At 54.2% G+C, this 19710-nt stretch carries 13 protein-coding genes and 1 pseudogene; 4 read left to right on the top strand and 10 right to left on the bottom strand.

From position 1 onward, the window contains the following. Positions 1-67: 67 nt before the first annotated feature. Complete coding sequence (locus ACR0LX_RS18065) at positions 68-808, bottom strand: FkbM family methyltransferase (protein ID WP_480784911.1); 741 nt, start codon at positions 806-808, stop codon at positions 68-70. Positions 809-1047: 239 nt separating this feature from the next. Here ACR0LX_RS18065 and ACR0LX_RS18060 point away from each other — a divergent pair. From ACR0LX_RS18060 to xrtD, 3 genes and pseudogenes are all read left to right on the top strand, one after another. Continuing rightward, positions 1048-1176, top strand: a pseudogene (locus ACR0LX_RS18060) (integrase core domain-containing protein); the annotation flags it as partial. Between the two features lie 296 nt (positions 1177-1472). Beyond that, positions 1473-2078, top strand: coding sequence for a VPLPA-CTERM sorting domain-containing protein (locus tag ACR0LX_RS18055; RefSeq protein WP_480784910.1), 606 nt, complete (start codon positions 1473-1475; stop codon positions 2076-2078). Positions 2079-2196: 118 nt separating this feature from the next. Continuing rightward, positions 2197-3795 (top strand): VPLPA-CTERM-specific exosortase XrtD, encoded by a 1599-nt coding sequence (xrtD, locus tag ACR0LX_RS18050; protein ID WP_480784909.1) that lies wholly within the window; start codon positions 2197-2199, stop codon positions 3793-3795. A 19-nt stretch (positions 3796-3814) separates the two neighbouring features. Here xrtD and ACR0LX_RS18045 read toward each other — a convergent pair whose 3' ends face one another. The 5 genes from ACR0LX_RS18045 to ACR0LX_RS18025 form a co-directional block, all read right to left on the bottom strand. Continuing rightward, positions 3815-5035: a type III PLP-dependent enzyme gene (locus ACR0LX_RS18045; RefSeq protein ID WP_480784908.1), complete on the bottom strand. Its 1221-nt coding sequence runs from the start codon at positions 5033-5035 to the stop codon at positions 3815-3817. Between the two features lies 1 nt (position 5036). Then, complete coding sequence (locus ACR0LX_RS18040) at positions 5037-5273, bottom strand: acyl carrier protein (RefSeq protein ID WP_480784907.1); 237 nt, start codon at positions 5271-5273, stop codon at positions 5037-5039. A 36-nt stretch (positions 5274-5309) separates the two neighbouring features. Beyond that, on the bottom strand, positions 5310-6869 hold the full coding sequence (locus ACR0LX_RS18035; protein WP_480784906.1) for an AMP-binding protein: 1560 nt from the start codon (positions 6867-6869) through the stop codon (positions 5310-5312). Positions 6870-6871: 2 nt separating this feature from the next. Continuing rightward, positions 6872-7444, bottom strand: a complete 573-nt coding sequence (locus ACR0LX_RS18030; RefSeq protein WP_480784905.1) for a serine O-acetyltransferase — start codon at positions 7442-7444, stop codon at positions 6872-6874. A 116-nt stretch (positions 7445-7560) separates the two neighbouring features. Beyond that, positions 7561-8604 carry a glycosyltransferase family 61 protein gene (locus ACR0LX_RS18025; RefSeq protein WP_480784904.1) on the bottom strand — a complete coding sequence of 348 codons (1044 nt, stop codon included), beginning with the start codon at positions 8602-8604 and terminating at the stop codon, positions 7561-7563. 645 nt (positions 8605-9249) lie between these two features. Here ACR0LX_RS18025 and ACR0LX_RS18020 point away from each other — a divergent pair. After that, on the top strand, positions 9250-13230 hold the full coding sequence (locus ACR0LX_RS18020; protein WP_480784903.1) for a non-ribosomal peptide synthetase: 3981 nt from the start codon (positions 9250-9252) through the stop codon (positions 13228-13230). A 135-nt stretch (positions 13231-13365) separates the two neighbouring features. On the opposite strand, the gene ACR0LX_RS18015 is transcribed toward ACR0LX_RS18020, so the two are convergent. The 4 genes from ACR0LX_RS18015 to ACR0LX_RS18000 form a co-directional block, all read right to left on the bottom strand. Further along, positions 13366-14775, bottom strand: coding sequence for a porin family protein (locus tag ACR0LX_RS18015; protein ID WP_480784902.1), 1410 nt, complete (start codon positions 14773-14775; stop codon positions 13366-13368). A gap of 18 nt (positions 14776-14793) precedes the next feature. Next, complete coding sequence (locus ACR0LX_RS18010) at positions 14794-15387, bottom strand: polysaccharide biosynthesis/export family protein (RefSeq protein WP_480784901.1); 594 nt, start codon at positions 15385-15387, stop codon at positions 14794-14796. Between the two features lie 499 nt (positions 15388-15886). Beyond that, positions 15887-18322: a tetratricopeptide repeat protein gene (locus tag ACR0LX_RS18005; protein ID WP_480784900.1), complete on the bottom strand. Its 2436-nt coding sequence runs from the start codon at positions 18320-18322 to the stop codon at positions 15887-15889. Between the two features lie 103 nt (positions 18323-18425). Then, positions 18426-19133, bottom strand: a complete 708-nt coding sequence (locus tag ACR0LX_RS18000) for a sugar transferase (RefSeq protein WP_480784899.1) — start codon at positions 19131-19133, stop codon at positions 18426-18428. Between the last annotated feature and the right edge of the window lie 577 nt (positions 19134-19710).

The following is a 19710-nucleotide window of genomic DNA, read 5'->3' as shown; positions in this document are numbered from 1 at the left end:
GAGAACGAGGTGGCCGTAATACCGCATTTCTCTAATTGAACACCTGCTGTTACTTGTTTCGCTTTTGCTACGGCCAAAAAAGGTTCACATTTATTGCACCTGAGGCCCGGGCCTGACGATGCAACGCAACAGTTCGGCTCTTCAGCACAGGTATTTGCTGTTCGTGTGTTTCGACGAACAATGCTCCAATTTCGTTAAGACGATCTTCCTTGAACAAACGTTCAAGAATTGCGACTTCCGCTCCCTCAATGTCCATTTTGACGATCGCTGGGGCACCGCCAAGGTTTTCTAGAAATGTAAAGAAATCAATGCATTCAACTTCGATCGTTTTGCCTTCCGTGGTGAGAGCGCCACCTTCAACTATTGAATGCGATTGCAAACCCAAAGGGTTGGCGTCTTCACTGTTCTCTAACCAAAGCTTCACCATTCCGGCTTCTGCTGAGATTGCGGCCTGGTACAAGAATACGTTGGAGGCGCCCTCGAAGCGCTGCCCGAGGTTTGCGAATAGACGAGGCTCTGGCTCAAAGGCATGGACCTGTGCGCCGGTACGGGCCAGTTTCGCGGTGTAATCACCGACGTTGGCACCAAGGTCCAAGACGATATCCTCATCAGACAACCGGTCAACCGCGGCCTCAAAGGCTGCAATTGTTTCTTGCATTCGCTCTTTACGATTGTGGTCAATCCAACGTACGTAGGCCTCTCTACCTTCTCTTCCGGGAAAAAATCTCAAGAGCCGGTGCAAAGGAGCCAGCTTTGTCCGCAGGCCCAACCCCTTTTCGTACCATTGACGACTAAAATGATCACTCATCCGATCCAACCAAACAAATGCGTCACCGTTTCAACAATTACTATGAACTATCGATCAAAAGTTGCAAATAGAACGTCTCTTTTTTCCACGCTTTGTCTTAGGCTCTAGACCCATTAATTTGGTTGTCGGCATCTCGGTTGTGCGATTCAAGCTCCTGAGTTTCAGGGGTTTGTCATCAGTAATCTGTTCTGACTGACTGACGAACAGATGGAGCGTCTTCAGTCCTACTTCCCGTAAGCGAAGCCCAAATACTGATCGAACAATGGAGGAGACACTACAACACCAAACGCCCCCACAGTGCTCTGGGCTACCGCCCGCCAGCGCCCGAAACCATCATCTCAATTGATCAAAGGCCAATGATGCGCTAACAATCAACTTGGACCAGTCAGATGAGGCTGCTTAGGGGGCTAGTCAGTGTACGAAGCTCGACGCCTTTGAGCTTATATTAGGTGGTTGAGGGTGGAGTTGCGCGAATAACAATATTCAAAATTTGGTGAAATTTAGCTTCAATATGAGGCGAAAAGCAGAATTGTTTCCAATAGGCTTTCCGGATTATGGCAGCAATAGGAATTTTTGCCTCAATTCTGTCAACTTACTCTCGTGTTAAGTCGACCTTTCTGGTAGAATAACTCTAATAAAACTTGTTAAACAGTTGGTACGAGTAATGGTGAACAGAGTTTTTGCACTTATATCCGCTCTCTTTCTGATGACGGTTGGTGCGAGTGCCGCGCCCGTCAATGTTGATCTCACACGAGGTGGGGATTTGTCGATAGTTGGCGGCACAGGCACTTTCGACGTTGATGGCGTTTCAGGACATGTGACGGCACACAATGCATACTATTTGCCTGCTGGTGTTTCGCAGACTCGGCGCGGAATAGGTGTCAGCTCCGCTTGGTTTGATGACACCCGGCAGTTGAGTGGTCTTCTTACTGAATGGCTGACTTTTTCATTCGATAGTGCGGTGAGCCTGATTTCAGTGACATTCTCGCATGTCGACAGCAATGACGACTGGGATGTCTATGTAGATCGCACACGCGTTGCCAATGAAAGCAGTCAGAACCCATTTTATTTTAACGGTCAGATCGCAAGCTCGTTCAGTGTTCTGGCTGATGGTCGCGGCTGTAGTAGTTTTTATTGCTATTCGACAGACAATTTTGTCATTAGCGGCTTCACGGTTGCACCCATTCCGCTGCCGGCGTCTGCGCTGTTGCTGATTGGCGGTCTTGCCGGGTTTGGCATGCTGCGCCGTCGCAAGCAGCAGATGGCCTGAGACACGTTCACGAGAATTTTTTTAGCGGTAGCGTCAAAACGCTGCCGCTCTTTTGTTACACTACCTTGGTTACACCACAATTCATGTGGTGCATTTGGTATGCTGTAATGGCTTGGTTATGTCTCTCACAAACGAACCACTGAAACCTTTGAAACACAGGATAGTTTCACGCTCGGCTTCGGGTGTGTTCTGGCTGGTGCTTATGGTGATCGGCGCCGTTGCCTTTTTTCAGGAGGGGATAGCTGAGCTGTTCCGGGTCTGGAAACTTCCGGAATATAGCCACGGTCCTTTGATACCTGTCCTGTCCGGACTGCTGTTTCTGAGGCAGCTCAAGACTGTTCCGATTGATGCGACCCCCGTACGTGATTTCTGGCAAGGGGCGGGGCTGTTAGCTCTGGCGTTGGTGTTGGGTGGGTTCGGGATGTTGATTGGTATTCCCGATATCGTCGCTTACGGGTTAATCCTGTGGGTTGGTGCAATATTGCTGATCAGTTTTGGCTGGAAGCAGGGACGCGCATTTTGGCCGCCAGTCCTGCATCTTGTCTACATGCTTCCGCTGCCAGGTGCGCTTTATTACGGTGTATCCACATGGCTGCAGTTGATTTCGTCCGAGCTTGGCGTGTGGTTTCTGGATATCCTGCGGGTACCGGTCTTTCTGGACGGCAACATCATCGATTTGGGGGTCTACCGCCTACATGTTGCCGAGGCGTGCTCGGGTCTGCGGTACCTTTTTCCGATCCTCAGCTTTTCCTATATTTTTGCGGTGCTTTACCGGGGACCAACCTGGCACAAGGCGATCCTGCTGATTTCGGCGGTGCCGATTACCGTAGTCATGAACTCGGTGCGGATCGCTGTGGCGGGCGTTATCGTGAACACTTACGGTTTGGAGTATGCCGAGGGGCTGACGCATTTCTTTGAGGGATGGGTCGTCTTTATCAGCTGCGTGTTGATCCTTTTTGGCCTGGCGTGGGTTCTGGTTCGTCTACGCGGAGAGAATATCACGCTGGTCGAAGCGTTGGATCTGGAAACCGACGGGTTGTGGGAACAGGCCAAGCGTATCCGCTTTGTTGCACCGTCAGTGGTACTCATCGTTGGAGCAGTTTCGGTGATTGCGCTCAGTGTGCTCTGGCAGAGTGTGCCCAGCCGAGAAGTACAGCCCGTTGATCGCGATCCGTTTGCATTGTTCCCAACTCAGCTGGGCGACTGGAGATCTGGGCCGCCGCAGGCACTGGAGCCGGATGTCGAGCGCATTCTGGGGGCGGATGATTACCATTCGGTTGCGCTGGAGAGGGCAGGGGAAAGCGCTCCGGTCGATTTATTCATGGCTTGGTACAAAGACCAGAATGATGGGGGTGTGCATTCGCCCGAAGCTTGCCTGCCTGGGGCCGGATGGGAGATCGCCTGGCTGGAGCAGATCCAGGTTTCGAACGAAATTCAGAGTTTTTCTGTTAACCGGGCCATCATCCAGAAAGGTTTGGACCGGCGGCTGGTATACTATTGGTTTGAACAACAAGGCGAGCGAGTGGCTTCGGGCTTGAGGGCCAGAATGCTGCTATTGGCAGGCAAGGTTACGAATGGCCGCCGCGACACAGCTCTTGTGCGTTTGATGACCCCTATTGGTTCCGATGAGGATGAGACGGCGGCAGACCAGCGCCTGCGTGATAGCTTGTGGGCAATAGAAGGGCGCTTGCAAAGATTTATACCCTGGGACGAGTGATCTTTGAAACGGATTGCGTTTAGTCGCTCAGATCCCGGGAGACATCGGTCATGATATTCCCGTCAATCAGGATCTCGCGGGGGCAGGCATGGCTGATGAAGTGGACAGGGCTTGCGGTCAGGCCGTAGGCACCGCTGCTGTGCACCGCTACGATGTCGCCCTCGGCCAGAGGGGGCAGGGCGACCGCGTTCGCCAGTCTGTCGATGGACGTACAGAGTGGGCCGACCAGATTGACCTTTTCCTCACCCTTACCGCCGCCGACACGATGCATTTGATAGTTGCGGTGGATCACCATGCCAAAATGCCCGGACGCGGGCAGGTGATTATTCATGCCGCCATCACAGATTGCGATCTTCTGGCCACGTGACTCTTTGATACCAATGACACTGGTCAGAAAATACCCGGCCTCCCCGATCAGATATCGACCAAGTTCAAGAATGAGCTGGGTGTCCGAAAACCGGTCTTGGGCGCGGAATGCCTCCAGCTCAGCGCGAATGCCATCCGCGACCACAGCCAGGTCCAGCGGCGTGTCACCGGGGTGGTAGGGAATGCCAAGACCCGAACCAAAAACCAGCTTGTGCGGCGTGATGTCATGAGCCTCGCAGATCTCCCGGAAGACCGAGATGAATATCCCGTAATTCTCACAAATAGCCTCAGATTTCAGGCATTGTGTCCCTGAATAGATGTGCAGACCGACAACCGAGAGATGCGGGAGCGCAAGGATTCGCGGCAACTGATCAGCGGCATCCTCAATGTCAATACCAAACGGGCTGGGGCGACCCGCCATGTGATCTCCGAACCCTTTGGGTACACGCGAAGGAGCCAGTCGTATCAACACGTCCTGAATGCGGCCGGTTTCACCGGCAATTCGGTTCGCTACTATGGCTTCGCGCAGGTTTTCCAGAATGAGCTCGCCCACGCCTGTTTCAATTGCTTCGGCGATTTCTGCGTCACGTTTGCCGGGTCCTGTAAAGCTGGCGCGGGCAGGATCCCAGCCCGCCTGACGGGCCAGACGCAACTCCCCGATCGACGATACGTCCAGAAAATCAACCCGATCCACCAAGCGATTCAGAATGCCGGGATTCGGGTTACATTTCATGGCATAGCTCAGCTCGAACCATTGCCCCAATGCTCCCCTGATCTCTTCAAGCCGTAGGTCGATTGTATCGATGAGATAGACATAAGCAGGTGTCCCGAATTTACGAGCGACTTCAGCCAGTTGAGCGTCTAGATCGTTCATGTCAGGACTGGTTTTGAACAAGTTGCACGATCCGGTCGACCGTATCGAAGTTTTCCAGGGTCACATCCGCGGGGTGAATTTCGGTACGTGCGGTTTCTTCGATAAAAGCAATCATGTTCATCATCGCCACAGAATCCAGAAGACCGGTCGAGAAAAGTCCCGTGTCCGCATCTATTTGTTCTTCAAGCTGCAGGGATTCTTTAAGAAAATCGATCAGATTTTGTTCAGTTAAAGCCATAGGATGAAAATACCTCGATAGTTCGGTTGAACACCTTTATTTGAATGTGCCCCGGGCGTGGGCAATGACAGCGGGGCGGTCCAGCTTTCCGCTGGCGGTGCGTGGCATTTGTCCGGTCCAGACGTGTACCTGGCCCGGAACCATATAGTGGGGCATTGTCCTTCGACAGTGGGACATCAATGTGGCCGTATCAAAGCCGTCAGCCGCAGTGACGACAATATGTACTATCTGCCCCATGTCGTCATCATCAACGCCATAGGCGATAACGTCCGAGACCATGCCGCTGCGCGACACAAGATCCTCGACCTCGGTCGGACTGAGCCGGAACCCACTGGTTTTGATCATGTCGTCGACGCGGCCGATGAACCACAGATCCCCGTCCTGATCGATCCGGACCAGATCACCGCTATAGACGACAGGGGTATCCCCGATCAGATCGGCCAGTTCCGGGCAAGGGCGGATTTTCTGTTGCGATAAGTCGGGCTGTTGCCAGTATCCAAGGCTGACGAGGGGACCGGCATGCACCAGCTCTCCCTGTTCACCGGGTCCGGCGCGACCCTGACCATGTTTGATTACAAAAACCTGGGCATTGGGGACTTGCTGGCCGATCGCGCCCATTTTTGCAGTGAATTTATCAGGCGGAAGGTAGGTGGAGCGGAACGCTTCTGTCAGCCCGTACATCAGAAATATCTGCACATTTGGGAAAACATCGGGCATGCGCTCTAGGACGTCGGGAGGGATCTTGCCACCGGTATTGGTGATCAGGCGCAGCGAGGGCATCGCTAGCGGCGCCTTGTCGAGCAGGCGCACGACTTGGTTCCACAGCGGCGGGACACCGGCAAATCCGGTGATTTCATGGGTGTTTATGCTTTTGATCAGTTCGGCCGGCATGACGACCGGCTGGTGCACAACGCTGCCACCGACCATCATCATGGTGGTCAGCTGGTTCAGCCCGGCGTCAAAGCTATAGGGCAGGACTGACAGCAGGCGGTCGGTTTCTTTCAATTGCAGGTATTCGATTACGGTATCAGCGCCTATACGGATATTTCGGTGGCTGAGCATCACTCCTTTGGGCATCCCGGTTGACCCAGAGGTATAGATTATCATTGCAAGATCATTGGCGGTGGGCCGGGCCTCGGATGCTGCGCCCGAAATGGTCTGATCTGACCACAACTCCTGCGTCGGACCTGTCGGCGTGGCCTGACCGGCGATCAGGATGCCACGCACGCTGTCGGGTAGGTTCCGGTCCGACAGCCCTTTTTGTGCCGCCGCACCGATAATCAGGGCTGTTGCTCCGGAATCTGCGGCCACATAACAGAGCTGTTCGGGGGTCCATTGAAAATTCACATTGACGACCACCGCGCCGATCTTTGCCGCGCCGAATATGGCCGCGACCTCTTCAATCGCCTTGCGCAGATGCACGATCACCCTGTCGCCGCTGCGCACGCCGATTCGGGTCAGGTAATCGGCGACAATGTCAGCCTCGGCTGCCAATTCGGCATAGGTGACCGACCGTTTGGGATCGATCAGCGCCGTCTGGTCCCCGTTGTCTGCGAGATTGCCCGCAAGCAGGCGATAAATCCCCTTGTCCGCCACGATCAGCCCGCTTTCCCATCCGATTTGTCTGAGGGGGTTTCCCCGTCCGCAGAATTGGCCTTTGCACCGATCATCGCGCCAAGGCGGGGAAAGATGCGCGCGGGCGACCCGATTACGCTGGAATCCGAGGGCACATTTGTGGTGATCGCCGTATTGGCCCCGATCCGCACCCGGTCACCGATGCGGATATTGCCCAGCACGGTCGAATTCACTCCGATGAAGACATCATCGCCGATCACCGGCGCACCAGGCCCCATATTAGTGCCGATGGTGACGTTGTGCATGACCCCGCAGCGGTCGCCGATCACGACCTCGGGGTGAATGGACAGGCTGCCCTCGGCGTGAATGATGTGAAAATCTTCGCCTATGGTCACCTGCGGCGGAATCCACACCTTGGTCACGTTCAGCACGAAGACCTTGAGAAAGCCGTAGATCTTGTTTGCAATCCACCGGGCGACCGGGTTTTTTAGTTGTAGCGCCCAGTGGCCGAAGCGGTAGATTTGCAGAGAGACAAAGGCCGCATCCAGTACAGACCTGCCATGGCGGTCGAAATCGCGCTTGGTCACTGAAAACATCTACTCAACTCAATCCGGCTTCTTATGACAGTTACGGCAGTTTCACTCTTTAAAACCATGCTTTCTTAAAGCCTTGTTGCGGCCTGTGGTGTCAAGCGTCTTTGTGCCGCGCAACGTCAGGAATACACCAGATCAAGGGTGCGTCTGACCTCGTCCCAGCTGACCCGGAAGCTCAGCTGCGTTCCTTCCGCGACCACAAACGCAAAGCGCTGGCCCTGACGGTCGGTCACAACCTTCAACGAGGCCACGGTCCGGTCGGGGGGCTGTATCACAAACAGCGTGGCATCGGGCGGCATCGTCACCAGCCCATGCGCCAGATGGCTGCCTTCGACACCGACAATCACGGCGGCCTGGCCGCAGATTTCGACGATCTGATCGACGGTTTTTGTTGCCGGGTCCAGCACCGCAAACCCGTAGACCTCGGCCAGTTTTTCAGCGATCTGCCGTTCGTTCTTCAGCACCCGCATATCGCCAGATTTCCCGCGCAGAATAAAAACGCCGGGCAGAGGCTTGATCGTCCGCCCCGCCAGCAGTCGGCTACGCAGTTCGCGCGCCCGCTGCGCCTTGCCTTCATTGCTGGACATGTTTTCAAGTAGGATCAGCTCTTCGAAATGCACGTCCGTCAGGCGCTGGGGGGCCATCCGCAGCAGCTGTTCATAGCGGGGGATATGGCCGGTTGGCTCGGGGGCCGTGGTGACGGCCTGCCCCAGGGGTTCGGTCAGCAAATAGGTCAGACAGTCTTCCCGCAGCCATGTGCCGAACCATTGGTTTCCGGTCCAGCTTTCGTACATGACGCCGCGCATCACCTCGCGGGGAGAGCGGTAGATCAGAGGTTTGGTTTGCTGGTCGCGCAGATAAAGCTGGCTGCCGCGCGCATAGAGCACCCCGTTCACAAGATCGACATTTCGGAAACGGTGCGCGACAGTCGGGTCTTCATAGTAATCATACCCGCCGCGAAAGGACCGGATGACATCGTCAATCGGTGCAAATGCGGTGTCTTTGATCCTGTCGGGCTGGTCTGGCAGAAAGATGGCCGCCGGAATATGCGCCATGGTGCCGGGCTCTATCTCCCAGCTTTCGTCGGCCTGAGTCAGAAAATCGGGGATAGGGCGTCGCGCCAATTTGCGAAGCTTGCACTGTAGCGGCTTGAATGAAATCATGTCAAATTTCCCGCCTTGTCGGGCACGCGTTTGTTCTGATTTTGTGCCGTGTGACTTCCCTTTCCGAAGTTTCAGGGTATTCATTTTGGAAACCCGCCAAATCAAACCTTTCTGCTCTTTGCCGTCGCCTTTGCGAGAGTACGGTGTTCTGGAGCGTTAAAACATCTCCGAGACTTCGGGTGCCTAGAGCTGTTAAATTTGCTTTTCTATTAAGATATAGTCTAGTCGCAAAAATTATCGTTATTTCGCCAAAAGCCTCAATACCATCCTCACCTCCGCAAGCAAATGGTGTCCGTCTAAGTGACCAAAGCGTGAATAATTTGGTTTCGATAGAGGCCAACGTGGAGATTACATTACCTAAAAACCACCGTCTGGACGAACTGAAGGCCAGAGAGATCTTGGGCGTTTTGTTCCGGCTTCTTGCGCACTCAGTTCATGTTCAGCAGAATCAAATACTAGCGTTAATTCACAATCCGCTATCATAGATGTCCAAATGCCGTTCTCTCGGCAATAGCAGTCGCCGCTACCATCATATTCTGACCATAAGGCTTAAGCATGGACAGTAACCGGAAACAGAGCTAGGTTCGAAATGCGTTATTTCGTCAGCTTAGTCCGAGATTGTAACTACTAGGCGGCAAAGGGTTTATGGTTTCCAGTCAATTTCCAAACAATACTCAGGTGGAAGAAAATAACGGTTTTCCTCTGACTCCATTGCAGCGCAGTATGCACGCCGGTGCCAACCTGACCGGTCAGCCTTGGCTCTATGTTGAGCAGATCGTTGTCGATGTGTTGGATGGCCGGCTGGATGCCGAGGCCATGGGGCGGGCCTGGTCTGATTTGGTTCGGTGCCATCCGGCTCTTCGGAACACGATCACAACAGATGAACAGGGCGTATGGCACCAGCAAACGCAACCGGTTGGGTTGGTCGTGCCGGACGTATTGGACTGGAGCGGTCTGACGCCGGAACTAAGTGCCCAGCGGCTTTCTGAGTTTTTGATCGCAGATCGAGCGAAGGGGGTGGATGCCGCCTGCTTTCCAGCGTTCCGCATAACATTCATCGCAACCGCGGATAATACCAGCAAACTGGTTTGGACATTTCCTCACAGCCTGCTTGACGGGCGCAGCTTCGCCCTGTTGCTGGACGATGTTTTTAAGCGCTACGGCAGAAGCTTGAGCGGGGATGTCGAAACATCCCCTCCCTCAGTGGCGCCAGATCTTTTTACGGCTCATTGCCGAAAACTGGCGACCATTTCGCATACAGAGGGCGTGGACTTTTTCGCCGAAATGCTGGCTGGATGGGGAGGCGCCACTAGTCTGGTTGCAACAGATAGAGAAGCCACCCGAAAACGCTTTTCCGTTCATCAATTGACCGCAGAACAAAGTCAGGCTCTCGTCAAGCTCGCTAAACGCTCTGATACGGCGCTGAGCAGCGTCATACTGGCCGCATGGGGGGTTGTAGCCGCTCGGTTTACGGGTCAGCAGGATGTCGTATTCGGCAATACACGCAATGGCCGCCATCTGGTGCCGGGATCTGCCGAAGCGGCTGGCTGTTTCATCACAACCGTTCCAGTTCGGATCCAATTACAAGCCGGACTTACGGTTGGAGAGCTTCTGACCCGCATTCGAGAAGATCAGATTGCCTCGCGGCCGTATGAACACACGCCGCTGACCGAAATCCGCAAGCGGCTACATCTACCTCCTCACAGCAACTTTATAGAATCTGTTGTCATGTTCGATTACGGCACGCTTGACGAACAGATGAAAGCGCGCGGGAGGGAATGGGCACGCCGAAAAGTCACGTTGCTGGAAGAAGGGGATACGCCGGTCACCATCGCGGCCTACATGGGGGAGCAACTTCAGATTGACGTCGAGTTTGACCCCGAGCAGATCCTTGAGGGGCAGCGGCTGGCCGATTGTCTGATCCAGTTTCTGGGAAATCTGGCAATGGCGGAACCAGACACGCTTCTGGCTACGGTTTCTATGTTGCCTTTTGAAGAAGCGGCTCAATTGTACGATTTGGCCGGACCTGTTTTCGATGTCCCAGATCTGCCTTCGAGCTTGGATGGATTTGAACAAACCGCAAAGAAATTCCCGGATAAACCAGCGCTAATACAACCGGGTCAGAAGACTGTGACATATGGTACGCTTGATGCCAGGGCCAGCGGCTTGGCTGCCGGATTGTCGCGTGCCGGTGTCCAGCCAGGGGATGTCGTTGGCATTTGTATGGCGCGCGGCGCGGATTTCGTGGCTGCGATACTTGCTGTCTGGAAAGCCGGAGCCGCATTCGTACCCATGGACCCCAGCTATCCTGTGGATACGTTGAATATCATTGCCGAGGATAGCAAAGCGCGCCTTGTGTTGGTCGGGAATATCCACCCGGAATTATCGGCACGGCAAGAGATGTTCGAAACACTGTTACACGCGGTCTCCGGGGATACCCAACTAAATTCGCAGAGCATCAGCACGGATCAAACCGCGTACATAATCTTTACTTCGGGATCCACCGGTCGGCCCAAGGGGGTTATGATCTCTCACCAATCCCTGGCCGCACATGGCAAAGCGGTTACACATCTTTTTGAGCTGACACCAGAAGACAGAGTGCTTCAATTTGCGGCGTTGAGTTTTGATGTTGCGTTGGAAGAAATCATTCCGACCCTCGTTGTCGGCGCCACCTTGGTGCTGAGAAGCGATGAAATGTCGCTTTCCGTCGGGGAGTTCCTGAAAGAATGTAACCGGCTCAAAATCACGGTTATGAATTTGCCAACCGGGTTCTGGGCCGTGCTTGTAGATGAGCTCGGTAGTCATATGGGAGGGTTCCCTGACGAAGTACGGCTGGTCATTGTTGGCGGTGAACGGATTCCGCCGCAAGCGCTGAAGCGCTGGCGTGAACATCTACCCGAGTTGCGCTGGCTGAACGGGTATGGCCCAACGGAAACCACGATCACGTGCACCGTTTACGAGGCGCCGCCTGGACCGTATGACAGTGAAACCGTGCCTATCGGACGTTCGTTGGGGCATGCCCGCGCCTGGATTCTGTCGAAGGACGGCGCGCTTGCACCCTTGGGCGCAGAAGGGGAGTTGTTCATATCAGGCCCGGCCGTCGCCAAAGGTTACATCGGCAATCCCGAACGTATGGCCCAAAGCTTTGGCATAGCCGCGTTTGATGCGGATGTGGGTCGGATCTATGCGACGGGCGATCGTGCGGTTTGGCACAACGGTCAGTTGCATTTCCTGGGTCGGCAGGATCGCCAAATCAAGCTCAGGGGCTTTCGGATCGAGCCCGGTCAGATTGAAGAGGCTTTGGAGTCACACGCGCAGGTGGGGCGTGCCTATGCTGCGCTTTTTACGCCTGTTGGCGGGCAGCCGCAACTGGTGGCATGGTATTCCGCTGCAGCGGGACAACCCTCTCCGGAAGTTGCAAAGGTACGCCAGTGGGTCGCGCAATTTCTGCCTTCGCATATGCGACCCGATCTCGTCGAAGTGACCGATTGGCCGCAAACGCCTGGCGGCAAGGTTGATACCGTCAAATTGCCAGCGCCCGCTACGGCAAAGTTTCTGGATGCAGGCGATTCCGATACTGCTGCGACGCCGCTAACCGATGAGATCGCTACAATTTTTAGTGGGCTTCTCGGAATTTCGGACATTGGGCCCGAAACCTCCTTCTTCGATGCGGGCGGGGATTCCCTTGCCCTTCTGAGGCTTCTGCCTCTGCTGGAAGACAGATTCAAGGTTACTATCAAACCAACTGCCCTTTACAGTGATCCGACACCCCGTGGCGTGGCAAGGGCCTTACAAGCGCAGGATCCTGACCCACTCGTTGTAATCCCTATCCAGGAAGGCGGAAACTTACCTCCGCTGTACGGAGTGCACGTGCTGGGAGACAACGGTTCTTTCTACCGGCCAATGGCCGCCGAGTTGGGGGAAGACCAGCCTGTCTATGGATTGACCGTAGGATTGCTAACAGAAACCACTCCGACACAGGTGTCCGAAATTGCACGTTTCTATCTGTGCCAGATAGAAAGGCACTACCCTGAAGGTCCATTGTCGCTGATTGCGGTGTCCGCAGGTAGTTATGTGACCCTAGAGCTCGCCCAACAACTGCTTCAAGCTGGAAGGGATGTCCAAGCTCTGATCCTGCTGGATGCTGAAGGCCCTGGAGGCCGGCCTACGGTTGGCCGCGGAGGCCGGCTAGCTGCTCATGCGAGACTAATTGCGCGTGAAGGCTGGACCTATGTTGCCAAACGGATTGCCGCCCGGCGTGAAGCGGCCATGCTCGCTGTGGCGATGAGCAAGCTTGAGACCGGCGACCAAGCTGTAGAGGCTGATGTTACCAATTTCGTTGCGGCCAACACGCTTGCGATTAAAGCATATGAACCCCAGCCATACGCTCGCAGGCTGACGATATACCGGGCGGCAAGTAATCTGTTTGACAGTCGGGAAGCGATCGATACCGGATTGGGTTGGCAGTCAGTTGCGTCGGCTGGTTTTGACATTCTGGATGTCCCCGGTGATCACCTCGGCATATTGGAGCCGCCAAACGTGTCTGTGTTGGCTTCGCGTATCGCTAAATTGCTCCGAGCACAGCAAAAGATCACACCTACCTCCACAAAAACTTCACAGACGTAGGGTATGCGGGCGGAGCCATCGATAGGCGTTCTTTTTGCATTTCCAGCATATTTCAGTGACAAGAGGCGGATTCAAACGTGGCACCTGTGGTGTCCACGTCTTTGCTGGAACTATTCAAAGGCTGCAGGATATGTCTCAGGGTCGCCATACGAAGTCGCGACCTATCTGAAAGAAGACGAGTGGGCTAGTGGCCCTTCCAATTCCGTCCTCATCGCGTACGCGGTAGTTCACCCCGGTGTTAAAATTCCAGTACTCAGTTAGCCGATGGCTATATACAGCACTGAGCTCGGTGTATTCAGTACGAGGATCGGTCACGTTTTCTTCAGTCAGTGCGTAGATTGCACTAAAGCCGAGGCGTGAGACAGGGGTGAGGCGGTGTACAATGCCGATGTCAGCTATGTTTTCGAGACGGAACTCTCTTTCAGAGTTGGTGGTTACTTCACGGCGAAATCGGACAAATACATCATTAGGGCCGCGTTCTTGCTCGTAACTTAAGGATCCGATCCAATCGGCCTCGCCGCCCGGCACACGCGCGCCGCCGAAACTGGCTGAAAAGGTCCCATCGGGTATCTCCATGCTGCGCCCGACGGTTAAGGTATCCAGTCGCCCGGCACTTTCCAGGTCCGCGTCCAAATCGGCGGTGATCACACCATTTGGCATCGCGTATTCCAACCCTAACCCACCTACGTAGCCTTCGGTGAGATCATCGCCCGTCAATGTGCGCTCATCAATTTTGCTGTATCCGAAGGAAGCATCAAGAGTCGTGCGTGGGGACAACTCATGTGTTACCCCAAGGATCAGGTCATCCGTGTCTTCGGTAGTCTGTTCAGGGTCGTCTCGCTCATATCGTTCAAAGCTATAATTAAAGCGTGCTGTCGTGCGGGATGACAGGCTGAACGTCATTCCGGCCCCAGCCTCCAAAGTCTCTTCGTCGAATAGAGAAGAGTCCGTTGTGTCTGAGTAACTTATTCCATTCGCTCGTATAAAGAAATTATATCCGATCAGGTCTTGCCGTCCGAAGTCGAACCCCGCGCGCAGATCATATTCGCGGCGTGTTCCATCGCCGGTCAGATCGGCAAAATCAGGGGGCAGGTTGATCACGCCCTCGTCGTCTACAAAGTCAGAAAGCGATCGCAGGAATCCGATATCATAAGCCAGATAGTTGGCCTGAATCTCCATGCCGGCGTTGGCTGCCTCACGGGTGTAGTCGAGTATCAGGCGAGTATCGCCGAAATCAGTCTCGTTGTCCTCGTCCGGCAGGTTATTGAAGCGCAGGGCTGTCGTTGCGTCGAGGTTGAAGGTCTGAGTGCGGGTTTCACTGCTGAGCCCGAAGGAAAAGATGGTCGACGCGATGGTTCCATGTCCCTCTTCAGGGACATCGAGGCCAAGATTGCGGCCCGTTTCCAGCCGCTCATAGATGCCGAATCGCATCACCGGGCCGCCGGGTTCGACCGGAATTTCCTGTGCATGTGCAACCGATATGGAAATTGCAACAAAACACACAGCACAACATGGCGCTGTATGCATTAACAGGTTCTGTTTCACTGCGCCCCCTCTTTGGCGTTATTCAAACAGACGCCGTTGTGGAATTATTATGACGTCACCGTCCGCCAGCCTGGTTGCTGCCCCGGTTCCCGTGCCCTCCAGGATTGCATCGTAATTGAACTTATAAACAGCCTCATTCCCGGAGCGATCGGTACGGCGGAGCATTACGCGTTTAGTAGCGGCAAATCTAGAAAAACCACCCATTTCGGCAAATAACTGTAACAGCGTTGTGCCTGGATCCACCTCATATTTTCCTGGACTTTCAGCCTCACCTACAACATACACGTCGATCGGTTCGACCTCGTCCTCTTCTGCAATCGAACTCAGCGACACAAAAACAGTAGGGGCCGAGGCGAAATTCGGAGATAGCATGCGAGACAGATCATCTCCAATCTGCTCGGTGGTTCGGTTGCTGGCGGCTAAAGTCCCTGCCAGTGGCATGGTGATGCGACCGTCTGGGCGTACAAGCACATCTCGGTTGAGGCTTTCGTCTTCCAGTACTTCGATCTGCAACCTGTCCCCGGGTTGCACGCGGTAACCTTGTGCCAAGGCGGGCAGGGCGGCCAAAACACTAATAATCGTCGCGCCAAATAACACAAAAACAGCGTTCATTTCCAAACTCTTCCTTCTCGGCTCACCAGGAGCGTGTTTTGGCAGCTATCTTTCCGTTGCTGGGTCACGAATCTATGTCCCCAGGCAAAATCATATTGGGGGGGTTTCAATTAAAGCGCCATTCTTTCCGAAACTTGAAACACAGGAAGCGGTTTTTTTGAGCGCAGACTGTCGTAAAGGCAACAATTGGGAGCCGGGCGGCTGAATTTTGCCATTTTTATGCTAGATAAACGAAAGAATTGATGCGCGAACTCAACCTGAGGTAAACTTCGTGTGATGAGGCATAGCGAGACATCATGAATGTTGGAGCCGTTTTACTGGGCATGCTAATCGGCGCGAGCGCCGGTGTTGTTGCTATAATTCTGGGCATGTCTGCTTGGGTGGCTTTGCTGGTCTATGCGAGCGCAGGAAGCCTGAGTATTTGTGTTTGGATCGCAGTTCTGCTGCTGCCTAAGAAGTTGCCTACACAGGTTGTAACCGACGGCTAATAATGCACCTATCAATCTGCGACTGAATTGCTCTTTAGCATCTCTCGAGCGCGCTCAAATTGCGGCAGGTCGCTGTCCCCGGCTAAATTCAGCGCCAATTCCAGTGTATTCTTTGCATCCTCTACACGGCCCAAGGCCATGTAAGTCTCGCCCAAGTGATATTGTACCAGCGGATCGTCGGGCAGTCCGCGCGCCGCTGGTTCAAGATGTGTCAGAGCCTCGAAATGATTGCCCCGGCGGAACGCGATCCAGCCATATGTATCTTGAAAGGCGGGTATGTCCGCATTGCGCAGGCGCCGGGCAATAGTATAGGCGCGGGACAGGCTTTCGTCATCTTGGCGATGGGTTGAAAGCAGGCTGGCCAGATTGTTGGCAACCGCTAAATTGCTGCTGTTTTCAGCATAAAGCGCTTCATATAGTGCAATTGCACCTTCAAAATTCCTGTCCCGTTCGAGTTGTTCCGCTTTGAGTTGGCGGGGGAATGCCAGTTCAGGCTGGCTTGCAATCACGGAGTCGATCAACGCATCTGCTTCGGTGCCGCGGTTCTGCGACCGTAACAGCCTGACCAGTTGGCGTAGAGGTTGTGTTCCTTCCGGAAAGTCTTCGATCAGGGCGCGATATATGGCTTCGGCTTGATCCGGCGCATCTTCGGCCAGATGCAACCCGGCCCGCAGAAACCGCAATTCCGGATTGTTTGGCATATCTGTAAGGCGTCCCGAAATTAATATCTGTGCTTCGTCTGTCCTGCCTTGCTGCACCAGCTCCTTGATCAGTTTGGCAAGAGCGGTGGTGTCCTGATTGTTGGACTCAGCCAGAGATTCGAGCAGGCTGACAACTTCTTCGGAGCGGTTCTGGCGCATCAGGTAGGTTACTTCGATCCGGTTTGCAGCGGTGGTGGCGATCGGGGTGTCCAGACTACGCAATTGCCAGATGAGGCGGAGTACCCGTGTCCAGTCCTGTTTCCTGACTTGCAAATCAGCCATCGCAGATAGCAATTGGATGTTGGAAGGCAACACCCGCAGCGCATCATTTAAAACGCTTTCGGCCGTTTTGACCCTGTTATCTTGTAATAGAAAAGCGGCGTAGCGCAGGCTTTCGCCGGGTGCGCGGCCGGAAGCATCGACCGCCAATGCATAGCGTTCACCTGCCAACTCACGGGCGCCGGCGCGCTCGTGAGCCTGACCCATCAGCGTCATAATGCCGGGATCACGCGGTGCTTCCGCCTGGGCTGTGCGCAGAGTCAGAATGGCAGTCTCAGGTAGGTCATCCTGAATTTGCCATGCAGCGTGCATCTTCAGAGCCTCGACGTGACCTGGCGTCCCTTCCAAAACGTCTGCGACCCGGTTTTTTGCACCAGCTATATCACCGTTGCTGAACAGCATGCGCGCTAGAGAAACCTGAAGGTTTGCGGTTTCTTCTGTTATTTCTTCTGTATCGGATAGTAGCGACTGCATGGTCGCGATGGCAGCTTCCGTATTGCCAACCTCGAAATCCAACGCGGCCCATGTGGCCTTATATGTCGTTTCATCAGGATTTTCGTCAATTAGGCGCTTCAGTTCGACCCTTGCGGCGTTATTTCCTTGTGTGGTGCGTAGAAATTCGACAACCCGAAGATGTTCATCTGTTTTAGCGCCCGGGGCAGCAGCCTGTAGCCGCAAAAATGCCTCGGCGCCTGCCATATCTTCCTGTTCGAGATACCAGGCCAGTAGCATGTTGCGCGCCTGCAGGTCCTCGGGGAATTTTGCAACCATAACCTGCAGTGTGGTGCCAATCACCGCCCTGTCCTGTTGTTCCATTTGCAGCTGTAGCTTGGCCAGGTGCAAATCAAAGTCATCGGGCAGGTGGATCATCGCCTTGCTAATCTCGTTCAGGGCATTGCTGGTGTCACCCTGAATGATCGCGTTGTCGACGATCATTCGCCAAGCTAACCGGTCGCTTGGTTCGCTGGCTACTCTCCGGCGAACGATGGTCATTGCATCACTCATCTGCAACTCATCCCCGGCCAGGAGTGCTGCGTGGTAGTCCAGCATAGCATTGAGAAAGACCACGACAGGTTCATTCGGTTCGATTTCCCGCGCGGCCCGCCCATGCCGTTCGGCCTGTTCCCAAGCGTTCTGCTGCAGTGCCATACGGGTGACCGCAACGCGTGCTTCCAGCAGATCCGGCTGTTGTTCGGCTATGCGCAGATATTGGCTTATGGATTGCTCCGCGTCACCCTGTTCGGCCAGCACTCGAGCATAGGTCAGTCGGCCCTCGCCGTGGTCATTGTCAAATTTGATTACGTTGCGCAGCTCGACCAATGCACGGTCGATATCACCTGTTTCCAGGAATGCCAGGGCGCTTTGATAGTGTCGCTCGGCGCGCTCCTCGGAACTTTCGCAATTTACCAGCGCCAGAAGTGCACAGAATAGAAGTGGAACGCGAAGGGGAAGGTGCTGGTGAAACATGCGGGCCTTTGCTGTTCATAAAGCGTCCCGGTCAGTTTGACCGGGACGGGACCGAAAGACCAGTCTGAGGTAGAGCTAAAGTCTGCAGATGGAAGGAATAGGATCAGTATCCGGTTCCGCACAGCACCACGCGAGTTGTGGCGCAAAGAATGCCCATATCAGTTTTCAGTGATATGTCTTTAGCATAGGCAGTATCAAAATCGGCGCGGTCTGCAAAGCTACAATCATTGCGGTCCGATACTTGCCAACTGCCAGTAATTCCCGGGCGCATGTCGTAGTATGCCCGGCCTGGATACAGCTTTTGCTGGTCGGGCATCATCGGCCGAGGTCCGACCAGGCTCATATCTCCTGTCAGCACGTTGAAAAGCTGCGGCAGTTCGTCCAGCGACGTCTTGCGCAAGATCTGTCCAACTGAAGTGATACGCGGGTCGTTTTTGAGCTTCTGGTGCTTATCCCATTCCAGCCGCGCCAACTTGTTGCGTGCCAGATATCCTTCAAGTCGCGCCTGTGCATCCGGCACCATGGTGCGCAGCTTCCACATGGTGAAACGATGGCCTCCGCGGCCAATGCGGGTCTGGCCGTAAAAGGGGTTGCGGCCGTCTCTGGCGACCAGAATCGCCATCACCAGCACGATAGGCAGAGCAATCGGTAGCGCCAGCAAGACAAAAGCAATATCGAGCGCACGCTTGCCAAAGCTGCGGTAGGTATCGATGGGTTGCGATGTTACATTATGGGGCGGAAGCGCGGGCGCAACGGGCTGCGCTTTGTCGGGAATATTTGTGTACTGAACAATCATTTTACTCTCAAACACTAACTAACACCTACTAACCGGAACACTCACCAACACCTACTAACCAGAGGCACAATCGAGACCCGAAACAAAAGAGCCATTCGATGGAAACATAACAGAAGAAACTACATCGTTTTTATAGCAGCATCCTTTCCCACGTTAAGAAGCTTTACACCATTTTGGCCTTGGCCACAAACGGACAGTTACAGGCAAACGTAAATTTGCCGCAAAATCGACAAAAATTTGCTCTATCGTCTGAAGCGTGATCACTATTGTTTCCAATGCGCTGCTCAAAATATCAGTGATTGACGTATTATGCGCCTTTGATGGACGGCTGGTGTCCCCAAGCAATCCGACTAAAGCATGATCCTGCGATCTTTTCTGTGACCAAGGGCACATTGCAGTCTTCTAAAGGGTTTGCGTATATCTTTGATAAAAAAGCTGAAAAAGGAAGTGACAAAAAAATACCAGCGGCGGCGGGGGCGATCGTGCAACAGAGGTGATTCCGTTATTGCGAAGTATGTGATGGTCAGTCGAGGGCGAAGGTGTAACCTTGTTTTGATCGTGCTTGCCTGATGCAACCTTAGCCGACGGCAGC

Source organism: Ruegeria sp. CH11 (assembly GCF_056537105.1).
The sequence above is the reverse complement of the archived record's forward strand: the minus strand, read 5'-3'. Positions and strand labels throughout refer to the sequence as shown.

What these genes read in the sequence shown, in the direction of transcription:
- ACR0LX_RS18030 (WP_480784905.1), bottom strand. Translation starts at nt 7,444, where the DNA reads ATGTTTTCAGTGACCAAGCGCGATTTCGACCGCCATGGCAGGTCTGTA.
- ACR0LX_RS18055 (WP_480784910.1), top strand. Translation starts at nt 1,473, where the DNA reads ATGGTGAACAGAGTTTTTGCACTTATATCCGCTCTCTTTCTGATGACG.
- xrtD (WP_480784909.1), top strand. Translation starts at nt 2,197, where the DNA reads ATGTCTCTCACAAACGAACCACTGAAACCTTTGAAACACAGGATAGTT.
- ACR0LX_RS18010 (WP_480784901.1), bottom strand. Translation starts at nt 15,387, where the DNA reads ATGAACGCTGTTTTTGTGTTATTTGGCGCGACGATTATTAGTGTTTTG.
- ACR0LX_RS18025 (WP_480784904.1), bottom strand. Translation starts at nt 8,604, where the DNA reads ATGATTTCATTCAAGCCGCTACAGTGCAAGCTTCGCAAATTGGCGCGA.
- ACR0LX_RS18005 (WP_480784900.1), bottom strand. Translation starts at nt 18,322, where the DNA reads ATGTTTCACCAGCACCTTCCCCTTCGCGTTCCACTTCTATTCTGTGCA.
- ACR0LX_RS18020 (WP_480784903.1), top strand. Translation starts at nt 9,250, where the DNA reads ATGGTTTCCAGTCAATTTCCAAACAATACTCAGGTGGAAGAAAATAAC.
- ACR0LX_RS18045 (WP_480784908.1), bottom strand. Translation starts at nt 5,035, where the DNA reads ATGAACGATCTAGACGCTCAACTGGCTGAAGTCGCTCGTAAATTCGGG.
- ACR0LX_RS18065 (WP_480784911.1), bottom strand. Translation starts at nt 808, where the DNA reads ATGAGTGATCATTTTAGTCGTCAATGGTACGAAAAGGGGTTGGGCCTG.
- ACR0LX_RS18040 (WP_480784907.1), bottom strand. Translation starts at nt 5,273, where the DNA reads ATGGCTTTAACTGAACAAAATCTGATCGATTTTCTTAAAGAATCCCTG.